18 protein-coding genes are annotated in these 17,673 nt (G+C 72.7%); 9 read left to right on the top strand and 9 right to left on the bottom strand.

Annotated features, from left to right (window positions below; genetic code table 11):
* Positions 1-28: 28 nt before the first annotated feature.
* On the bottom strand, positions 29-616 hold the full coding sequence (locus ACLBXP_RS23320; RefSeq protein ID WP_447670220.1) for a regulatory protein RecX: 588 nt from the start codon (positions 614-616) through the stop codon (positions 29-31).
* A 137-nt stretch (positions 617-753) separates the two neighbouring features.
* On the opposite strand from ACLBXP_RS23320, the gene ACLBXP_RS23315 reads away from it, so the two are divergent.
* Positions 754-2,157 (top strand): TAXI family TRAP transporter solute-binding subunit, encoded by a 1,404-nt coding sequence (locus tag ACLBXP_RS23315; RefSeq protein WP_447670219.1) that lies wholly within the window; start codon positions 754-756, stop codon positions 2,155-2,157.
* A 265-nt stretch (positions 2,158-2,422) separates the two neighbouring features.
* The gene (locus ACLBXP_RS23310) at positions 2,423-4,630 is read left to right on the top strand and encodes an ATP-binding protein (RefSeq protein WP_447670218.1); all 2,208 of its coding nucleotides are present in this window, start codon (positions 2,423-2,425) and stop codon (positions 4,628-4,630) included.
* A 34-nt stretch (positions 4,631-4,664) separates the two neighbouring features.
* Here ACLBXP_RS23310 and ACLBXP_RS23305 read toward each other — a convergent pair whose 3' ends face one another.
* Entirely contained in the window at positions 4,665-5,444 is a 780-nt protein-coding gene (locus tag ACLBXP_RS23305; protein WP_447670217.1) for a universal stress protein, read from the bottom strand.
* A gap of 36 nt (positions 5,445-5,480) precedes the next feature.
* Positions 5,481-6,188: a sigma-70 family RNA polymerase sigma factor gene (locus tag ACLBXP_RS23300; protein ID WP_447670216.1), complete on the bottom strand. Its 708-nt coding sequence runs from the start codon at positions 6,186-6,188 to the stop codon at positions 5,481-5,483.
* Between the two features lie 76 nt (positions 6,189-6,264).
* Between ACLBXP_RS23300 and ACLBXP_RS23295 the strand changes: the two genes are divergently transcribed.
* Positions 6,265-6,642, top strand: coding sequence for an ArsR/SmtB family transcription factor (locus ACLBXP_RS23295; protein ID WP_447670215.1), 378 nt, complete (start codon positions 6,265-6,267; stop codon positions 6,640-6,642).
* A gap of 88 nt (positions 6,643-6,730) precedes the next feature.
* A complete protein-coding gene (locus tag ACLBXP_RS23290) occupies positions 6,731-7,006 on the top strand; it encodes a hypothetical protein (protein WP_447670214.1) in 276 nt (91 codons plus the stop codon).
* A gap of 61 nt (positions 7,007-7,067) precedes the next feature.
* On the opposite strand, the gene ACLBXP_RS23285 is transcribed toward ACLBXP_RS23290, so the two are convergent.
* The 6 genes from ACLBXP_RS23285 to chpT form a co-directional block, all read right to left on the bottom strand.
* Entirely contained in the window at positions 7,068-7,958 is an 891-nt protein-coding gene (locus tag ACLBXP_RS23285; RefSeq protein ID WP_447670213.1) for a CheR family methyltransferase, read from the bottom strand.
* Positions 7,955-9,127 (bottom strand): protein-glutamate methylesterase/protein-glutamine glutaminase, encoded by a 1,173-nt coding sequence (locus ACLBXP_RS23280; protein ID WP_447670212.1) that lies wholly within the window; start codon positions 9,125-9,127, stop codon positions 7,955-7,957. Before ACLBXP_RS23280 ends, ACLBXP_RS23285 begins: the two co-directional genes overlap by 4 nt.
* Before the next feature lie 46 nt (positions 9,128-9,173).
* A complete protein-coding gene (locus ACLBXP_RS23275) occupies positions 9,174-9,551 on the bottom strand; it encodes a response regulator (protein WP_447670211.1) in 378 nt (125 codons plus the stop codon).
* 19 nt (positions 9,552-9,570) lie between these two features.
* Positions 9,571-10,059 carry a chemotaxis protein CheW gene (locus tag ACLBXP_RS23270; protein ID WP_447670247.1) on the bottom strand — a complete coding sequence of 163 codons (489 nt, stop codon included), beginning with the start codon at positions 10,057-10,059 and terminating at the stop codon, positions 9,571-9,573.
* A gap of 26 nt (positions 10,060-10,085) precedes the next feature.
* Positions 10,086-12,791, bottom strand: a complete 2,706-nt coding sequence (locus ACLBXP_RS23265; protein WP_447670210.1) for a hybrid sensor histidine kinase/response regulator — start codon at positions 12,789-12,791, stop codon at positions 10,086-10,088.
* A 254-nt stretch (positions 12,792-13,045) separates the two neighbouring features.
* Complete coding sequence (gene chpT / locus ACLBXP_RS23260) at positions 13,046-13,780, bottom strand: histidine phosphotransferase ChpT (RefSeq protein WP_447670209.1); 735 nt, start codon at positions 13,778-13,780, stop codon at positions 13,046-13,048.
* Between the two features lie 174 nt (positions 13,781-13,954).
* Here chpT and ACLBXP_RS23255 point away from each other — a divergent pair, with 174 nt between their 5' ends.
* The 5 genes from ACLBXP_RS23255 (at position 13,955) to lptM (ending at position 17,619) form a co-directional block, all read left to right on the top strand.
* Positions 13,955-14,821, top strand: a complete 867-nt coding sequence (locus ACLBXP_RS23255; RefSeq protein WP_447670208.1) for a 3'(2'),5'-bisphosphate nucleotidase CysQ family protein — start codon at positions 13,955-13,957, stop codon at positions 14,819-14,821.
* Positions 14,822-15,216: 395 nt separating this feature from the next.
* On the top strand, positions 15,217-15,816 hold the full coding sequence (locus tag ACLBXP_RS23250) for a DUF1134 domain-containing protein (RefSeq protein WP_447670207.1): 600 nt from the start codon (positions 15,217-15,219) through the stop codon (positions 15,814-15,816).
* A gap of 163 nt (positions 15,817-15,979) precedes the next feature.
* Positions 15,980-16,702 (top strand): hypothetical protein, encoded by a 723-nt coding sequence (locus tag ACLBXP_RS23245; RefSeq protein ID WP_447670206.1) that lies wholly within the window; start codon positions 15,980-15,982, stop codon positions 16,700-16,702.
* A gap of 172 nt (positions 16,703-16,874) precedes the next feature.
* Complete coding sequence (locus tag ACLBXP_RS23240) at positions 16,875-17,141, top strand: 3',5'-cyclic-nucleotide phosphodiesterase (protein WP_447670205.1); 267 nt, start codon at positions 16,875-16,877, stop codon at positions 17,139-17,141.
* 136 nt (positions 17,142-17,277) lie between these two features.
* Positions 17,278-17,619, top strand: a complete 342-nt coding sequence (gene lptM / locus ACLBXP_RS23235) for an LPS translocon maturation chaperone LptM (RefSeq protein ID WP_447670204.1) — start codon at positions 17,278-17,280, stop codon at positions 17,617-17,619.
* Positions 17,620-17,673 lie beyond the last annotated feature (54 nt).

The raw sequence follows: 17,673 nt of genomic DNA, 5'->3' as shown, positions 1-17,673 counted from the left end.
CGCGAAGTCCAGCGAGGCGACGAACGGGTCAGGTCTCGCTGTCGACGACGCGCCTGGCGAGGTCGTAGGGAAAGCCAGCGCGCGCCATCGCGGCGAGGTCGCGGTCGCGGTTTGCCGCCCTGCGGTCGGGGTGGCGATGCGGACCGAGCCGGCGCCGGCGCGCATAGGCTTCCGCCGCCTGCGCCTCCACGCCCGCCGCCTCCTCCGGATCGGCGGCGTCCCGCTCGGCCGCCATCGCCGCCGCCACCACGTCGCGCGGCACGCCCTTCGCCGCGAGCTTCGCGGTGACGCCGCGGGCGGAGGTGCCGCGGCGGCGCAGCGTCGCGAGCCGGGCCGCAGCGAAGCGGGCATCGTCCACGAGGCCGGCGGTGATGGCCCGCTGCACCACGGTCTCGATCATCGGCGCGAACGCCGTCGCGTCCTCCCCGCGGGCGCGGGCGCGCTTCTCGACGCGGCGGCGCAGCGTCCGGCGCAGCATCTCCTGCGAGGCGCTGTAGCGCTCGAGATAGTGAAGGGCCGCCCGCTCCAGGTAGGCCGCGGTGATGGGCGGCGTGGGTCTTGCCGGCGTAAGTCTTGCGTCACGCTCGGCGCGGTCGGTCTGCCTGGTCTCGGCCATCTCTCGTCCAACCTCGGGACACGCAACGTTTCGCCGCCTTACCGGTTCTTCACGATCTGAACAGGTTTGTCGTCCATGAGTCGTCCATGGAACGCACGCAACGTGGAGGGCTCGGGCATGGCCTGCCGGCAATCCTCTTGAGACGCGAGTGGCTTCTGGTGCTGCTGGCGCTCGGCCTCGCGGCCGTGGCCGGCGCCGTCGTCTACCTGTCGCGGCCGACGATCCTGACGGTGGCGGTCGGCCCGCGGGACGGGGCCGAAGCGACGCTGATGGAGGCCTACGCGCATGCGCTCTCGCGCGGGCGGGAGGACGTCCGCCTCAAGATCGCGCCCTTCGACGACGTCCGCGACAGCGCCGCGGCGCTCCAGGCCGGCAAGGCCGACCTCGCGGTGGTGCGGCCGGACGTGCTCCTGCCCGAGAACGGGCTGACCCTCGCCATCCTGCACGACGAGGCCCTGGTCATCGCCGCCCCGGAGGCGAGCGGCATCGACGATTTCCCGGATCTCGCGCGCAAGCGCATCGGCCTCGTGGTGCGGCACGCCGCGGACCTGCCCTTCCTGACGAACCTCCTCGCCTTCTACGATTTCGCGGCGGCGGGACCCGACGAGGCCGAGCCCGCGGCCGGCCACGTGGCCATCATCCCCCTCAAGCCCGCGGAGGTCGCGGCCGCCATCGCCGAGAAGCGGGTCGACGCGGCCGCCGTGATCGCCAATCCCTCCTCCAAGCTCGCGATCGCCACGGTGCGGGCGGTGGAGCTCGGGGCGCCGGACCACAAGATCGGCCTCGTGGCCGTGCCGGACGGCGACGCGATCCTCCAGCGGATGCCCGAGCTGCAGGCGGTGACGATCGCCGCCGGCACGTTCGGGGGCCGGCCGAAGCGGCCGGAGGAGGAGGTCAAGACGGTGGGCGTCTCCTACCGCCTGATGGCCCGGGGCGCGGTGAGCCGCGTGGCGGTGGCCTCGGCGACCCAACACCTGTTCGAGTGGCGCTCGAAGCTCGCGGCCTCCGCGCCGATCGCCAAGCTGATGAAGGCCCCGGACTTCGACACCACCGTCGCGGCGACCTCGGCGCGGCTGCCGAACCACCCCGGCGCGGTGGACTATTTCGAGCGGGAGCAGCAGACCTTCCTCGATCGCTACGAGGATTACATCTACCTGTTCGCCTTCTTCGGCGGCACCATCGGCTCCGGCATCGCCTGGCTCGGTCAGCGCCTCGCCCGCAAGCGCCGCGAGCGCATCGACATCGTGCTCGACCGCCTGCTTGAGATGCTGCGGGAGGTGCGCAGCGCGACCCACAAGGCGGAGCTCGACGCGCTGGCGCTGGAGACCGACGGCCTCGTGGCCGACGTGGTCAGCCATGCCCGCGAACGCACCATCGACACCCGCACCGTCAGCGCCCTGATCCTCGCGGTCGACGCCGTGCACGCGGCGATCTGCGACGGGCGCCGCCAGCTCGGGGCCGAGCCCGAGACCGAGACGCGGGCCGGCGCGCGGGTGCGCACCGCGCGCCTCCTCGCCCTCACGCCGCCGGCCGCCGAGTAGACAACCGTCCGCCGAGGCCGGACGATCATCGACGGACCCGGTGTTCGTGCGTGCATCCGATGCTGCGCAGCGCCTAGAGTTGCGGCCCTGCGGCATCCGTCCGCCGCGTCCATGTGATCAGCATGCATCGCGAGGGAATGGGCGAGCCGGAACGGGCCGCGATACAGGGCGCGGCGCGGGCAAGCGTCGCACGAGGATGTTCGCCCGCGCGACTTGTTGGCACCCGGCCGATCCAATACTGCCATCCCCCGGAGAACGGGGGCACATGACGGACTGGCTCCAGAACGACGGCGAGATGGCCACGCGCATCCGCGCGCATGACTGGGCCGCGACGCCGCTCGGTCCGATGGCGGCGTGGCCCGACGTCCTGCGCACGACCGTCGCGCTCATGCTCGGCTCGCGGTTCCCGAAGGCCATCGTTTGGGGGCCGGAGCTCATCACGCTCCACAACGACGCCTTCCTGCCGATCCTCGGCGGCAAGCCCCCTGCTCTGGGCCGGCCGTTCGACGCGGTCTGGCACGAGGCCTGGGACGACATCCGACCCATCGTGGAGGCGGCGTTCGCGGGCACGCCCACCTTCATCGAGGACTTCCCGCTCGTGATCACGCGCGGCGACGACCCCGAGCAGGTGTACTTCACCTTCTGCTACAGCCCGATCCGGGATCCGCAGGGCCGCGTCGTCGGCATGCTCGACACCGTGACGGAGACCACCGCGACGGTGGTGGCGAACCGGCGCCTCGCCTTCCTGGACGGTCTGGGGCGGGCCGTGGCGCCCGCCAGCGACGCGGACGGCGTGATGGCGACGACCACGCGGATGCTCGCCCAGCACCTCCAGCTCTCGAACTGCGCCTACGCCGACATGGACGCTGACGCGGACGGCTTCACGATCCGCGGGGACTGGGCGGCGGACGGTTCACCGAGCATCGTCGGACATTACAGCCTCGCGGATTTCGGCCGGCTCGCCGTGCGCAACCTGAGCGCGGGCGAGCCGCTGATCATCAACGACAACCTGGCGGAGCTCGCCCCCGAGGAGGCCGCGACCTTCCAGGCGATCGGCATCGCGGCGACGATCTGCATGCCGCTCGTCAAAGACGGGCGCCTCACGGCCCTGATGGCGATCCACGACCGGGTGCCGCGCCTCTGGTCCGGCTACGACCTCGCCCTGCTGCGCGAGGTCACGGAGCGATCCTGGGCGCATATCGAGCGGGTGCGGGCGGATGCGGCCGTGCGCGAGGCGGTGGACGCGCTGGAGGCCCTGAACGCGAACCTGGAGGTGCGGGTCGAGGAGCGGACCGCCCGGCTCTTCGAGGCAGAGGAGGCGCTGCGGCAATCGCAGAAGATGGAGGCGGTGGGCCAGCTGACGGGCGGCGTCGCGCACGACTTCAACAACCTGCTCACCATCATCCGCTCGTCGGTGGACTTCCTGCGCCGGCCCGACCTCCCCGAGGAGCGTCGCCGTCGCTACATGGACGCGGTCTCGGACACCGTGGACCGCGCCGCCAAGCTGACCAGCCAGCTCCTCGCCTTCGCGCGGCGCCAGGCCCTCAAGCCCGAGACCTTCGACGTGGCGGAGCGCCTGTCGGCCCTCGCCGACATGCTCGATACGGTGACGGGCGCCCGCATCCGCGTGGTGCGGGACCTGCCGGCGCAAACCTGCTTCGTGCACGCCGATCTCAGCCAGTTCGAGACGGCGCTCGTGAACATGGCGGTGAACGCGCGGGACGCGATGGACGGCGAGGGCACGCTGAGCGTCGGCCTCGTCTGCGGCGTGCCGATGCCGGTCATCCGCGGCCACGCCGGCGCGCCGGGCCCCTTCGCGGCCGTATCCCTCACCGACACCGGCGCGGGCATACGCCCCGAGCACCTCGCCCGGATCTTCGAGCCGTTCTTCACCACGAAGGAGGTCGGCAAGGGCACCGGCCTCGGCCTGTCCCAGGTGTTCGGCTTCACCAAGCAGTCCGGCGGCGACGTCGAGGTCACGAGCGCGCCGGGGCACGGCACCACCTTCACCCTCTACCTGCCCGCGGTCGAGGCGGAGCCGGGCACCGGGCGCGGCCCGGACGAGGCTGCGGCGGTACCGAGCGACGGCGGCGGACGCCACGTCCTCGTGGTGGAGGACAACCTGGAGGTCGGGCGCTTCGCCACGCAGATCCTGCAGGACCTCGGCTACGAGACGACCTGGGCGACGAATGCCGAGGACGCGCTGGAGCGGCTCGACACCGGGGCTTCCGGCTTCGACGCCGTGTTCTCGGACGTGGTGATGCCCGGCATGGGCGGCGTCGCCCTGGCGCGCGAGCTGCAGCAGCGCCGGCCCGGCCTGCCGGTGGTGCTGACCTCCGGCTACAGCCACGTGCTGGCCCGCGAGGGCGGCCACGGCTTCGAGCTGCTGCAGAAGCCCTACTCGGCCGCGCAGCTCGGCAGCGTCCTGCGAAGGGTCATGCGGCGCGAGGCGGCGGAGATCCGCCCGAACTGAGGCCCGCGCCCAAAACCGGGGTAGGTGAGCCCGGTCACCGGCTCATCAGGCAGCAGATCGGCGCGTTCCGCAGCATCGCGCGGGTGAGCCGGTCGAAGGGCCTGCCGGGCAACCAGGCAGGGCCCGTCGCGCCGAGCACCACGAGGTCGGCCCGCCGCCCGGCGATGAGGTCGAGGAGCGCGTCGGGGTCGCCGGCCGGTCCCCGCAGGAGGTCGGTGGTGGCGGCGGCCCCGTGGCCCGCGAGGTAGGCGGCGACCTCCTCGGCCGCGCCGGCATCGCGTTCCCGGTCCCGGGCGGCGACGAAGACGCGGTCGGCCCGCTGGAGCAGCGGCATCGCCCCCGTGACAGCCCGGCGGGCCTGGGGCCCGTCCCCGAAGGCCACCACGACGCGCGCGGCGGCCAGGCGCTCGAAGCCCGGGGGCGCCAGCAGGACGGGCCGCCCGGCCCCGCACAGCACGCGGCCCGGCTCCACCGCGAGGTCGGCCGCGAGATCCCCCGCCCGCCCGAGCACGACGAGGTCGGCGGACCGGGCTTGGTCCACCAGGAAGACGGCCGCGTTCGCCGCCCGCGCGCGCCAGGCCGTGCGGGCGACCTGCCCGGCATTGCCCTCGAAGAGCAGCCGGGCCCGCTCGATGTCGTGCAGGCGAAGCGCCGTGCCGGCCGTCGCGGCCCCGCGCGGGCGGGCCGGGCCCCGGGTCGCGGCGATGCCGGTCAGCCCGGCGCCGAGGCGGTGCGCGAGGTCGGCCGCGAGGCGCACGCGGGCGGCGGCCGCGGGCCCGAGGTCCACCGACACCATCATCCTGGCGTAGCTCAAGACCGCCTCCCGCCGGCCCGGCTGATCGGATGCGGGTCAGGCCGGCAGGCCGGCCCGGCGGATCGGCACGGCGTCGAGGGCCCCGGTCAGGAAGGCGCGGGCGCGGCTGACGCGGCTCTTCACCGTGCCGACCTGGCAGCCGAGCCGCTGGGCGGCCTCCTCGTAAGTGCAGCCCTCCGCCCCGACGAGGAGCAGGGCCTGCCGCTGCGAGACCGGCAGGGTCCCGATCAGGTCCATCACCGAGCGCAGGCCCGCGACGTGCTCCTGATCCGCCTCGCGGCAGAGCCGCGCCGCCTGGGCTCCATCGACGTCCTCGACCTCCCGGCGGGACTTGCGCAGCTCCGTGTAGAACTGGTTGCGCAGGATCGTGAACAGCCACGCCGTGAAGTTGCTGCCGGCCGCGAACCGCATCCGGTTCGCCCAGGCCTTGGCCATGGTCTCCTGCACGAGGTCGTCCGCCCGCGTCACGTTGCCGGAGAGCGAGAGCGCGAAGGTGCGCAGCGCCGGCAGCGCCGCGACGAGATCGCTGCGGAAGGCGGCCGCCACGTCGACGCCGCTCTCCGCGAGCGCCTGCTCGAAACGCAGGAGGAGGTCGGCCAGGTGCCGCGGAAGCGGCACGTCCCGGGCGGCCTCGAAGTAGTCGCGCAGCGCCGGCGACAGCTGGGATGGCAGCGCTCTTGCCACTTCCTCCCGCACGGACTCGGGACGATCTGCCGGGTTGGCCTGCATCAACGCCTCGGTCATCCTGATGGGGCCCTCCGGCTCACGGTCTAGCTCTTTGGAATACCTCTAATTTCGATATCAATCGAAAAATGAACCGATGCTAAACGAATTCGATGCCCTCACGATGCTCATCGCCTTGGCACAGGAAAGCCGGCTCCACATCGTGCGCACGCTCCTGCACGAAAGCCCGGAAGGCATGGCGGCCGGCCGCATCGCGGAGGTCTCGGCCTGCGCGGCCTCGACCGTCTCGTTCCACCTTCAGCACCTGGAGAAGGCCGGCCTGATCCGTTCGCTGCGGCAGGGCCAGTCGATCATCTACTTCGCGGTCCCGAATTCGGTCGCGGCGCTGTCCGTTTTCCTGAACGAGGCGGGCAGCGGCGGTGCCCCCCTGCCGCGGGCCGTGCCCGGGCCGAAGCGCGCCCGGGCAGCGGGCAGAGCCTACCGCGAGCCGGCCGGGCGCACCGGCGAGGGCTGAGGCGATCGGCCTGGACGGCACTCAACTTCTGCGGGAACGGTCCGGTGAACCTCTACGTTTCGATGGCTCTCGAAACATGGAGGATTTCATGAACGGTCCCATCCCCGCCCGCCTCGCCCTCGCGGCGGCCTGCGCCATGGTGATCGCGGGTTCGGCCCTCGTCGCCCCGACCGTCGCGTCGGCGGAGGAGACCACGGTCATCCGCCGCGACGGGCCGGGCCCCGTCGTCGGCGAGACCACCGGCACCGTCGAGCGAAAGACCGTGACGCGCTCCTCCGACGGCATGGGCTGCGGCTCCAAGACCGTCCACAAGGAGAACGATGCCGGCGAGTCGAAGACCGTCCACAAGGAAGGCTGCGACTGAGCCGAGCGACGCGGCCGCGACCCGGATCGGAGCGCGCTCCGATCCGGGCCGGCAGGCGTCCCTAGCGCCCCATCGCGAGGCGCAGGGGCGGGAGCGTCAGGGGCGAGGGGCCGGCCGCGGCCGGAGCGGCGTTGCGGGCGCCCGTCGGGTGGCCGTAGAGCCCGCGATGCTCCGGGTTGGGCGCCAGGGCCTCGGTGAGGCCGATCACGGTCTCGGCGGCCCCGAGGAGCATGGCGCCCTCCGGGGCGAGGCTCGCGGCGAGCCGGCCGAGCACGTCGGCCTTGGTCTGGGCGTCGAAGTAGATCAGCACGTTGCGGCAGTAGATGATGTCGAACTGCCCTAGCATCTCGAAGCCGTTCAGCAGGTTCAGCTGCCGGAAATCCACCATGCTGCGGATCGTCGGCGCGAGGTGCCACTGCTCGCCAACCTGGCTGAAGTACTTCAGCAGCATCTGCACCGGCAGGCCGCGCTGCACCTCGAAGTGGCTGTAGAGCCCGAGGCGCGCCTTCTCGATCACCTCGGTCGAGAGGTCGGTCGCCACGATGTCGACGCTCCAGCCGACGAGGCGCGGGGCTGCCTCCTGCAGGAGGATCGCCAGCGAGTAGGGCTCCTGACCCGTGGACGAGGCCGCGCACCAGATGCGCAGCTTGCGCTGGGCCGCCTTGCGCACGAGCGCCTGCGGCAGCAGCACGTCCCGGAACAGGTCGAAGGGCACCCGGTCGCGGAAGAAGAACGTCTCGTTCGTGGTCATGGCCTCGACCACGGCCCGCTCCATGGCGCCGTCGCGCGAGAGCTTCAGGGCACCGCAGAGGTCGCGCAGGCTCGCGAGGCCGAAGCGGCGGCAGACCGGCGCGAGGCGGCTCTCGACGAGGTAGCGCTTCTCGGGCGTGAGCGCGAGGCCGGAGCGTTGCTTGAGGTAGGCGCGCAGAAAATCGAAATCGAGGTCGGTCATGCGCCCTGTCCCGCGATCATCGTGCGCAGTGCCGGGCCGATCTCGGCGAGCGGCAGGACCGCCTGGGCGAGGCCGGCCTTGGCCACGCTCCCAGGCATGCCCCAGACGGTGCTGGTGGCCTCGTCCTGCGCGAGGACCGCGCCGCCGGCCTCCACTAGGGCGCGGGCGCCGTGGGTGCCGTCCGAGCCCATGCCGGTGAGGATCACCGAGAGGGTGGCGGCGCCGAACACGGTGGCCGCGTCCTTCCACAGGACGTCCACCGCCGGCCGGCAGAAATTCACCGCCGGCCCGTCGTCGAGGCGGATCACGGGGTCGCGGCCGCCGCTCGCCGCGAGGCCCATGTGGCGCCCGCCGGGCGCCACGTAGATCCGGCCGGGCAGCAGCGGCTCGTCGGCTTTCCCCTCCGCAGCGGCGAGGCCGGTGCGGCCCGAGAGGTGCTCGGCGAACACCGCCGTGAAGACCGGCGGCATGTGCTGCACGATGAGCGTCGGGAGACGCTTGAGGGTGGCCTGCCCGATCTTCTCGAGCACCTCGCCCACCGCGCGGGGGCCGCCGGTCGAGGAACCGATCAGGAGCACCCGGGGCGCCATCGCTGTCCGGGCCTTCGGCCGCAGAGTCACGGGCGCGGCCGGGCGTGCCGCCGGCGGGGCGAACGACGGCGCTGCCGGGGCCGGCCCCGGGGATGTCGGACTCGGCGGCCGGCGCCGGGCGCGGGCGGAGCCGAACAGCCGCACCCGCTCCACGAGGTCCGCCCGGAAGGCATCCGAGGTCGTGACGCCGCGGTTGCTCTCGGGCTTGGCGAGGTAGTCGACGGCGCCGAGCGCCAGGCACTTCAGCGAGATGTCGGCGTTGCGGGTCGTCAGCGTCGACATCATCACGACCTGGATGCCGGGGCTAGCGGCGAGGATCCGCGGAAGCGCCTCGGTGCCGTCGAGCTCGGGCATGTCGATGTCGAGGAGCACCACGTCCGGGTCGTGCCGGGCGAGCATCTCCAGGGCGATGCGCCCGTTCGCGGCCGTGCCGACCACGTTGAAGCCGGCCTCCCCGATCCACCGGGCCACCAGCCCGCGGACGACGGCGGAATCGTCCGCGATGAGGACGCGGATCTGCGCCGCCGCGGAGGGGAGCGTCCGGGGGTTGGCCGTAAGGGGTGCCGTGGCAGCCAGCATCGTTTACGCCTCGATCACGCGTCGTTTCGGGGACCGGCTGGGTCCATCAGGCGGCGTCGGCGGCGAGGCCGACCTGGGCGAGCTTCGCTGTCAGGATGTCGCGGTCGAAGGGCTTCATGATGTACTCGTCGGCCCCGGCCCGGAGCGCCCGGGCGATCGCGCCGACATCGTTCTCAGTCGTGCAGAACAGCACCTTGGGGTGGTGCCCGCCCTCCGATTGGCGGAGTTCCCGCAGGAAGGCGTAGCCGTCGAGGTTCGGCATGTTCCAGTCGAGCAGGATGACGTCCGGCATCTCGGACGCGCATTTCCGGAGGGCGAGGACGCCGTCCTCGGCCTCGCCGACGGTCAGGCCGAGGGCTTCGACGATTCGGCGCGCCACCTTGCGGATCACCGCGGAATCGTCGACCACCAGACAGGTCTTCATCGCACGCACTCTCGGGAGGTCAGGCCGCGGCGGCGCCGAGGCGCCCGGCCCCGAAGGCCAGCAGCGCGTCGACGTCGAGGATGATCAGGAGGCGCCCGTCCAGGCGGTGGACGCCCAGCGCCAGGGCCCGCCAGGCCCCGTCGAGGTTGATCGGGACCGGCTCGTGGGTCTCGGCGCCGAGCTTCAGCACCTCGCCGACCCCGTCGACCACGAGCGCGAAGGTCTCGCCCCCCTGCTCCAGGCCGATGGCCATCTTGGTCGCGTCCCGGTTCTCGGCGGGCGCGAGCCCCAGGCGGCGGCGCAGGCACAGGGCGGTGACCACCCGGCCGCGCAGGTTGAGCAGGCCGACGATCTCCGGAGGCGCGAGGGGCACCGGCGTGATTCCCGAGGGAATGAACACGTCGTGCACCCGGTTGATGGCGAGACCGAACATGGTCTCGCCGACGAAGACGGTGACGAACTCTTCCGTCGCGCCGGCTTCCGCGGCGTTGGTGTTGGCGGCCTGCATCATCGCTGGTCTCCGAAAATCCTGGCTCAGGCGGCGTGCGCGAGGGTGACGGTTTCGACCTCGGCGAGCGCCGCGATCAGGCCGCTGCGGTCGAACTTCGCCACGAGGTCCGTCATGGCGAGCGCGCGGGCGCGCTCGATGGCGTCCGGCGCCACGGAGGCCGAGAGGCCGATCACCGGGATCGCCGCGAGGCGGCGGTCGGCTCCGCGCATCGCGGCCACGAGGTCGAAGCCGCTGCGGCCGGGCATCTCGAGGTCCGTCACCACGACGTCGATGCGGGCGCTCCCCTGGAGGGCCGCAAGGGCCTGCTCGGCGCTCGCGGCAGCGACCACGTTGTAGCCGGCGGCCTTGAGGACCGGGGTCAGCATGTCGCGGAAGAAGGCCGAGTCGTCGACGAGGAGCAGCGTGGCGCTGCGCTTCTCCGCCTTGCGGGGGCCCCGCGCCCAGTCGTCGTAGGCGAGCGGCAGGAAGTGGGCGATGTTGATGATGTCGGTCGCCCGGCCCCGCAGCACCGCCGAGCCGATGAGGTCGGAGCGCTCGGCGGTGATCTCGATGTCGAGCTTGTCCTCGACGATGTCGACGATCTCGTCGACCACGAGGCCCATCGCGCGCTCGCCGTCGGAGAAGACCACGAGGGCCTGCGTGCCGGAGGCGCGGATGCTGATCGCCTCGTCGGCGGGGACGAGCGGCATCAGGCGGCCGCGGTACTGGATGAGCGGACGCCCGCCGAGCCACTCGACCTTGGCGGCGTCGATCTCTTCGAGCCGGGTGACGAGGGAGAGGGGGACCGCCTTGTAGGTGTTGTTGCCGCCCTTGAAGACGAGGAGCGTCGCCTTCGCGTCGCCGGCCTCGGCCTCCTCGGCCTCGGCCTCGCTCGGCATCCCAGCGCCCTGGGAAGTCTGGCTGACCTGGCGAGCGACGCCGTTCGGGTCGACGATGAGCACCACCGCGCCGTCGCCCAGGATGGTGTTGCCGGCAAACAGCGGGATGTGGCGGAGCTTGGAGGACATCGGCTTCACGACGATCTCCTCCGTGTGGAAGACCTCGTCGACGAGGATGCCGAAGCGCTGGCGGCCGACCTGGGCCACCACCACGAAGCCGCTCTGGACCTCGCTGCCCTCCGCCTGGCCGAGGAGGCCGGAGAGGGTCACCACCGGCAGGAGCCGCTCGCGCAGGCGCAGCACCGGCGAGCCGTTGATGCGCTCGATCTTCTGGGCGGAGGCCGCATCGACCCGCACCAGCTCCAGCACCGCGACCTGCGGCACCGCGAAGCGATGCTCGCCCGACCGGACGATCAGGGCCGCCACGATCGCGAGGGTGAGCGGGATCTTGATCGTGAAGGTGGTGCCCTTGCCGAGCTGGGTGTTGATGTCGACGACGCCGCCGATGGTCTCGATGTTCGTCTTGACGACGTCCATGCCGACGCCGCGGCCCGAAACCGAGGTCACCGCCTTGGCGGTGGAGAAGCCGGCGTGGAAGATGAACTTCGCGACCTGCGCGTCCGTCATCTTCTCGATGTCGGCCTGGCTGCCGAGGCCGCGCTCGGCCGCCTTCCGGCGGATCGCGGCGAGGTCGAGGCCCTTGCCGTCGTCGGCGATCTCGATCGTGATCGTGCCGCCCTCGTGATAGGCGGCGAGCCGGATGGTGCCGCGGGCGGGCTTGCCGGCGGCGACGCGCTCGGCGGTCGATTCCAGGCCGTGGTCCGCGGAGTTGCGGACCATGTGGGTCAGCGGATCCTTAATCACGTCGAGGACCTGCCGGTCGAGCTCGGTCTCGGCCCCGAGCATCACCAGCTCGATCTGCTTTCCGAGTTCGGCCGAGAGGTCGCGCACCACGCGGGGCAGCTTCTGCCAGGCATTGCCGATCGGCTGCATGCGCGTCTTCATGACGCCCTCCTGCAGCTCGGCGGTGACGTGGGAGAGCCGCTGCAGCGGCACCTTGTAGCTGGTGTCCTCGTGGCGCCGGGCGATCTCGAGGAGCTGGTTGCGGGTCAGCACCAGCTCGGACACCATCGTCATCAGGTGCTCGAGGGTGTCGACGTTCACGCGGATCGTCTGCACCTTGGCGATGCCGGCCTCGCCCTCGGCGGGGGCCTCGGGAGCCCGCGCGGGCGGCGCCTCGGCGACCGGCGCGGGCGGCGCGACGGGGGCCGGCGGCGGGGCGGCCTGGATCGGGGCGGGCACGGGGAGCGCGGGCTCCGGCTCCTCGTCGGGGCCAGGCGCGGCCAGGAAGGCGGCCTCCAGATCGTCGAGGGAAACCTCGCCGGGCTTCAGCTCCCGCATCACCGGCTCCGGCAGCGCGATCTCGGGCAGCATGGGCGGGGGTGCGGGCATCGCCGGGGCGGGAGCGGCCTCGGGGGGCGCCTCAGCCATGCGCTCCAGGGCGCCGATCAGGTCGTCGTCGGCGCCGGCCGGCTCGGTGCCGGTGGTCTCGAGGTCGGCCAGGATGGCCTTGAGGCGGTCGAGGGTCGCGAGGATCAGGGTGACGGAGGCCGAGGTCGCCGGCAGGCCGTCGCGGAACTTGCCCATCAGGGTCTCGGCGGCGTGCGCCAGGGCTTCGAGGCGCGGCAGGCCGAGGAAGCCGCAGGTGCCCTTGATAGTGTGCACCAGGCGGAAGATGTTGCGCAGGATCGTTTCGTTGTTCGGGTCCTGCTCGAACCGGACGAGCTCGGTATCGACGGTATCGAGATGCTCACTGCTCTCGGTCAGGAATTCACGCAGCAAGTCGTCCATCGGCGGTCTCGATTCACGTCTGCATTGGGGTCCGATCTGTCAGGATTGTGAGGGGGATGGGTTAGGGAAGCGTTGCGGGCGCCGAGGGGCCCGCAGGCTTTCATTCGCCGACGTTGAACATTTTCGACCAACGAGCGCGGGCTTTTGGAGCAGCGCGGCCGGCGAGCCGGCGCGGGAGACCGCCGGCCAAGCGGTCGGCCCCGATTGCGGCGCCGAACCGGTGATCAAAAATTGGTCTTCGGACTCGTCGGAACCTAGGCGAGGGCCGTGTCGGGCGCCTCGCTGTCGCTCGGGCGCGTGCCCTCGACCGGGTCGGCCTGCGCGGGCGCCTCGGGCTCGGCCTTCGCGGCGGTCGGCTCGGCGAGCACCGTCACGGTGGCGTCGTCGATCGTGAGGCGCACGTCCATGGCGGCCGCGCGGGCGACGAGCCCGGCGTAGAAGGCCAGGATCCCGTGGGCGTCCACGGTGCCGCTCTCCGAGGCGCCGGCGAGGAGATCCTCCACGTGGGGCGGGATGCGCGCGTGGGACCCCGTCGCGGTGAGGAGCAGCTGCGGCGCCTCGCCGGTGCCCGTCACCTTCACGTCGATGCTGCCGCCGCGCGGGATCGCCATCTGGGCGATCATCACGAGGTTGAGGAGGAGCTTGACCTTGTTCTTCGGGAACAGGGCCTGCGGGGCGCTCCAGGTGAGCTGCGTCTTGTCGTCCGCGAACATCCCGCGCGAGACCTTCTCGGCGTCGGCGAGGTCGATCGACGCCCCCGCGGAGCCCGCGGCCCCGAAGGCGATGCGGGCGAACTGCAGGCGCGCGGAGGCCTGGCGGGCGCTCTTGCGGATCAGGTCGAGGGCGAATTCGCGCATCGACGGGTCGCTGTCGTCCTCCAGAACCTCCAGGCCGTTCACGATCGCCCCGACCGGGCTGATGACGTCGTGGCAGACGCGGGAGCACAGGAGGGCCGAGAGATCGAGGGCGTCGAGGTTCACGGTGGTCATGGCGCGCTCCGCGCAAGGTTCATCGGAGTCGGGACGGCGGTTCGAGCCGCGGCGCGGCGGCTCAAACCTGTTCGTCGTCGGGCACGGATAGACGCCACGTCAGTCTTTGAAAAGCGTTACGACCGCCACGTGTGCCGGCTCGACAAGCCCGGACGCCTCGGGCAAGACCGCTCGATGACGACCCTTTCGGACCCCGAGCGCGGCCGCGTCGCGGCGGCCCTCGCCGAGATCGCCTGCGCGGCCGGCGAGGTGCTGCGCGCCCATCACGGCGGTTCCTGCCCCCACGTCTTCAAGGATGACGGCTCACCCTCCAGCATCGCCGACCTGGAGGCCGAGCGGCTGATCCTCGCGGCCCTCGGCGAGCGCTTCCCGGAGATCCCCGTGATCGCCGAGGAGACCTGCCACGACGTGCCGCCGGGGCCGCTCTTCTTCCTCGTCGATCCCCTCGACGGCACCCGCGAGTTCCTGGCCGGCACGCCCGAGTACACGGTCAACATCGCGCTCGTCGCCGGCACGCGTCCGGTCGCCGCGGCGCTCGCCGCCCCCGCCCTCGGCCGCGTCTGGATCGCCGGTACCGAGACCCGCGAGGCGGCGATCCGGGAGGGCCGCCCTGAGGGCGGGCGGCCGGTGCGCGCCCGGACGGCGCCCTCGGATGGCCTCACCGCCCTCGTCAGCCGGCGTCACGGGGACCCGGAGACGGAGGCCTGCCTGTCGGGCCTCCCCATCGCCGCCCGTCGCGGGGCCGGCTCGGCCCTCAAGTTCGGGCTGATCGCCTCGGGGGAAGCCGACATCTACCTGCGGTTCGGGCCCACCATGGAGTGGGACACCGCCGCGGGCGATCACGTGGTCGCCATGGCGGGCGGTTGCGTCCTCACCGCCGCGGGCCCCATGACCTACGCCCATCAGGCCCGGGCCTACCGGAACGGCCCCTTCGCGGCGCTCGGCGACCCCGCCGCGGCGCAGGGAATCCAGATCCCTGCCGTCGCGATCGACCGGCGCCGGGCGGCCGCCTCCGTCAGTCCGACGGATGCGCCGCGCTGAGGCGAACGAGGCCCGGCCAGCGGGCCTCGGTCTCTGCCGCGAGAGCCGGCCTAGCCCGGCGCTCCGCCTCGCCGAACGGGTAAAGCCGGCCACCGATGATCGTGACCGCCGGGCCGCGGCGATGCGGGGATGGGCCGCGGCGGCCGCGAGACATCGGGCGCCGAGGCCGAAGTTACGCCGTGTTAACCACATCCTGAAACCATCCCGGTCCGGCGGAAAGCTCCGTCGTCGCTCCGGTGCGGCGCTGCCGGTTCGATGCCGGGGATCCTGCGGCGGTCCGGCCGCGATGGCGAGGCGGAACGGGCCGGGGGCGCCGGTTGTGCCGCCTGTCCACCGGCACCCGAGCGGGCTGCGGGGCGAACCCGCGGCCGCACCGCCGAGGCGAGGAGGAAGCCATGACGACCGTTTTGACCCGACGCCGCGCCCTCTCGGCGCTCCTGGCCGGCGCGAGCCTCGCGGCGCTCGCGGGGCCCGCCGCCCTGGCGCGCCCGGCGGACGACCCCGGCAGCCCGGAGAGCTTCCGCGCCTCGGAGGTGGTCGATTCGGGCCACCGCTTCTTCGGCACGGTCTCGCGCGGCCTCGCGCTCACCGTGCAGGAGGCGACCCGCCGCTGGGGGGAGCCGAACGGCTACATCCTCGGCCAGGAGGCCTCCGGCGCCATCGTGGGCGGCCTGCGCTACGGCGAGGGCACCCTGTACACCCGCAACGCCGGCCAGCGCCGGGTCTACTGGCAGGGCCCGACCCTCGGCTTCGACGTCGGCGGCGACGGCGCCCGCACCATGATGCTGGTCTACAACCTGACCTCGGTCCGCGACCTCTACCGCCGCTTCGGCGGCGTGGACGGCTCGGCCTACCTCGTCGGCGGCTTCGGCATGACGGCCGCCACCGCCGACGGCATCGTGGTCGTGCCGATCCGCAGCGGCGTCGGCGCCCGCCTCGGGATCAATGTCGGCTACCTGAAGTTCACGTCGCAGCCGACCTGGAACCCGTTCTGAGGCGCAGGGTCGCGCTTCGTCCGAAAGCAGGCCGGCGCACGGCGCAGCATTGCCTCGGCGGGCCGGCCGCCTTGCGAAACTTGCCCGGCCTGCGCGAAGATGGGCTATGGAGCGTGCCCCCGGCCCTGCGCCGGCGGACGGACGTGCGGACGAGCGTGAACGCGTGATCGAAACCCTGATGGTCTTCGGGCTGGGCTTCCTCGCCGCGAGCCTCTGCGCCCTGCTGCTGCTGCCGGCCCTGAACGCGCGGGCGAAGCGCCTCGCGCAGCGGCGCGCCGCGGCGCTGATGCCGCTGTCGGCCGGGGAGATCGCCGCCGAGAAGGACTTCCTGCGCGCCCAGTTTGCCGTCCAACAGCGCCGCCTGGAGCGGAAGGTCGAGGCGGCGCGGGCGAAGCGCCACGCCGACATGGCCGAGGTCGGTGCCCGCACCCTGGAGATCGCCGCCCTCGCCCGGGACGTCGAGGCGCGGGACAGGACTCTCTCCGAGCGCGACGGCGAGATCGTGCGGGCCAACGCCACCCGCGTCCGTCTGGAGGGCGAGCTCGACACCGCGCGCGACGAGGGTGCGGCCGGCCTCGCGACCCTGCACGCCCTGGAGGATGCCCACGCGGACCTCCTCGACGCGCTCCTCGCGGCGCGCGCGAGCGCGTCGGCCGGAGAGAAGGCCGCCACCGCCCCCGCGGATCTCGTCGCCGAGCGCGACGCCCTGCGGGCCAGCCTCTCGGTGGCCGAGGACGCCCTGGCCCAGGCCCTCTCCAAGGGCACCGAGGCCTATCAGCGCGAGAACGCGGAGCTGCGCCGCCGCATCGTCGAGGTTGCCGATGCGGTGACCGGGCGCGAGCGGCTCCCCGCGGTCGCCGCCTTTCCGGCCGCCGCGCGCAGCTGAGCGCCGGGTCGATCCGGCCTTCGCCGGCCCGCCGCGCCCCGTTCATCGACGCGTCGGGACGGAGGGCCTAAATATCCCGGGCGCTGCCGAATCGCCGGTTGCATGCCTTGTTTCGACCACGCAAACGCATCATGCGGGCGCATCCCCCACCAACGAGACGGAACGAGACTCCATGGCCCTGAAGCTGACGTCCCTTGCCCTCGCGCTCGGGGTCGCCGCGTCCCTCGCCGTCCCGACCGCGGGGTCCGCCGAGCCGAAGCGCGGCAACGAGACCCTGAAGAAGTACTGCACGGGCGATTACCTGACCTATTGCGGCAACCTCGATCCCGACGATCCGGCGACCGACGCCTGCTTCAAGAAGAACTGGCCGAAGCTGTCCGAGAATTGCCGCCGGGCGATCGACGCCTATCAGGCCACGCAGAGCAACCGGAAGGGCTGAAGGCCCGCCGTCAAGCTCGGGGAGACCTGTTGCGCGGGGGCGCTCGCATCCGACCGCGCCAACCGCTAAGGTACGGCGTGCCCGTGGGTCTCCCGCGCGGCGCCCTCGATCCCCAGCGTTCCCGGACCCGTCGTCGATGCCGCCCAGCCGTGCCCTGAAGCTCCTCGCCGCGGTGGCGCTCGTCGCGCTGGCGACCTCGGCCTGCGGCCGCCGGGGCTCGCTCGAGCCGCCGGACGGCTCCGCGCGCGCCGGCCGGGCCGGGCCGCCGGCACCGGCCAGCGGCCGCTCCGTGCCGAACAGCGTCGGTCTCGGCGGCGGCGCCACGGCCCCGAACGCGGCGGCCGTGCAGGACGGCGACGAGCTGCCCGCCTCGGCGGTGCCGCCCGCCGGCACCGAGGCGCCGATCCAGACGAGCCGCGGCGCCAAGCGCGGATACGTCGTCCCGAAAGACCCGTTCTTCCTGGATCCGATCCTCTAGGATCCTATGATGTCGTCGGCCCTGCCGGAGAGCCGGTCGCCGCTTCTCCCGGAC

The organism is Methylobacterium sp. A54F, from assembly GCF_053346035.1.
This window is presented reverse-complemented; position numbering and strand designations above follow the sequence as displayed.

Excerpts from the sequence above, each read along its gene's own strand:
- ACLBXP_RS23295 (WP_447670215.1), top strand. The coding sequence starts at position 6,265 with ATGCTAAACGAATTCGATGCCCTCACGATGCTCATCGCCTTGGCACAG.
- chpT (WP_447670209.1), bottom strand. The coding sequence starts at position 13,780 with ATGACCACCGTGAACCTCGACGCCCTCGATCTCTCGGCCCTCCTGTGC.
- ACLBXP_RS23280 (WP_447670212.1), bottom strand. The coding sequence starts at position 9,127 with ATGCTGGCTGCCACGGCACCCCTTACGGCCAACCCCCGGACGCTCCCC.
- ACLBXP_RS23255 (WP_447670208.1), top strand. The coding sequence starts at position 13,955 with ATGACGACCCTTTCGGACCCCGAGCGCGGCCGCGTCGCGGCGGCCCTC.
- ACLBXP_RS23270 (WP_447670247.1), bottom strand. The coding sequence starts at position 10,059 with ATGCAGGCCGCCAACACCAACGCCGCGGAAGCCGGCGCGACGGAAGAG.
- ACLBXP_RS23285 (WP_447670213.1), bottom strand. The coding sequence starts at position 7,958 with ATGACCGACCTCGATTTCGATTTTCTGCGCGCCTACCTCAAGCAACGC.
- ACLBXP_RS23310 (WP_447670218.1), top strand. The coding sequence starts at position 2,423 with ATGACGGACTGGCTCCAGAACGACGGCGAGATGGCCACGCGCATCCGC.
- ACLBXP_RS23265 (WP_447670210.1), bottom strand. The coding sequence starts at position 12,791 with ATGGACGACTTGCTGCGTGAATTCCTGACCGAGAGCAGTGAGCATCTC.
- ACLBXP_RS23275 (WP_447670211.1), bottom strand. The coding sequence starts at position 9,551 with ATGAAGACCTGTCTGGTGGTCGACGATTCCGCGGTGATCCGCAAGGTG.
- ACLBXP_RS23250 (WP_447670207.1), top strand. The coding sequence starts at position 15,217 with ATGACGACCGTTTTGACCCGACGCCGCGCCCTCTCGGCGCTCCTGGCC.
- ACLBXP_RS23300 (WP_447670216.1), bottom strand. The coding sequence starts at position 6,188 with ATGACCGAGGCGTTGATGCAGGCCAACCCGGCAGATCGTCCCGAGTCC.
- ACLBXP_RS23240 (WP_447670205.1), top strand. The coding sequence starts at position 16,875 with ATGGCCCTGAAGCTGACGTCCCTTGCCCTCGCGCTCGGGGTCGCCGCG.
- lptM (WP_447670204.1), top strand. The coding sequence starts at position 17,278 with ATGCCGCCCAGCCGTGCCCTGAAGCTCCTCGCCGCGGTGGCGCTCGTC.
- ACLBXP_RS23320 (WP_447670220.1), bottom strand. The coding sequence starts at position 616 with ATGGCCGAGACCAGGCAGACCGACCGCGCCGAGCGTGACGCAAGACTT.
- ACLBXP_RS23290 (WP_447670214.1), top strand. The coding sequence starts at position 6,731 with ATGAACGGTCCCATCCCCGCCCGCCTCGCCCTCGCGGCGGCCTGCGCC.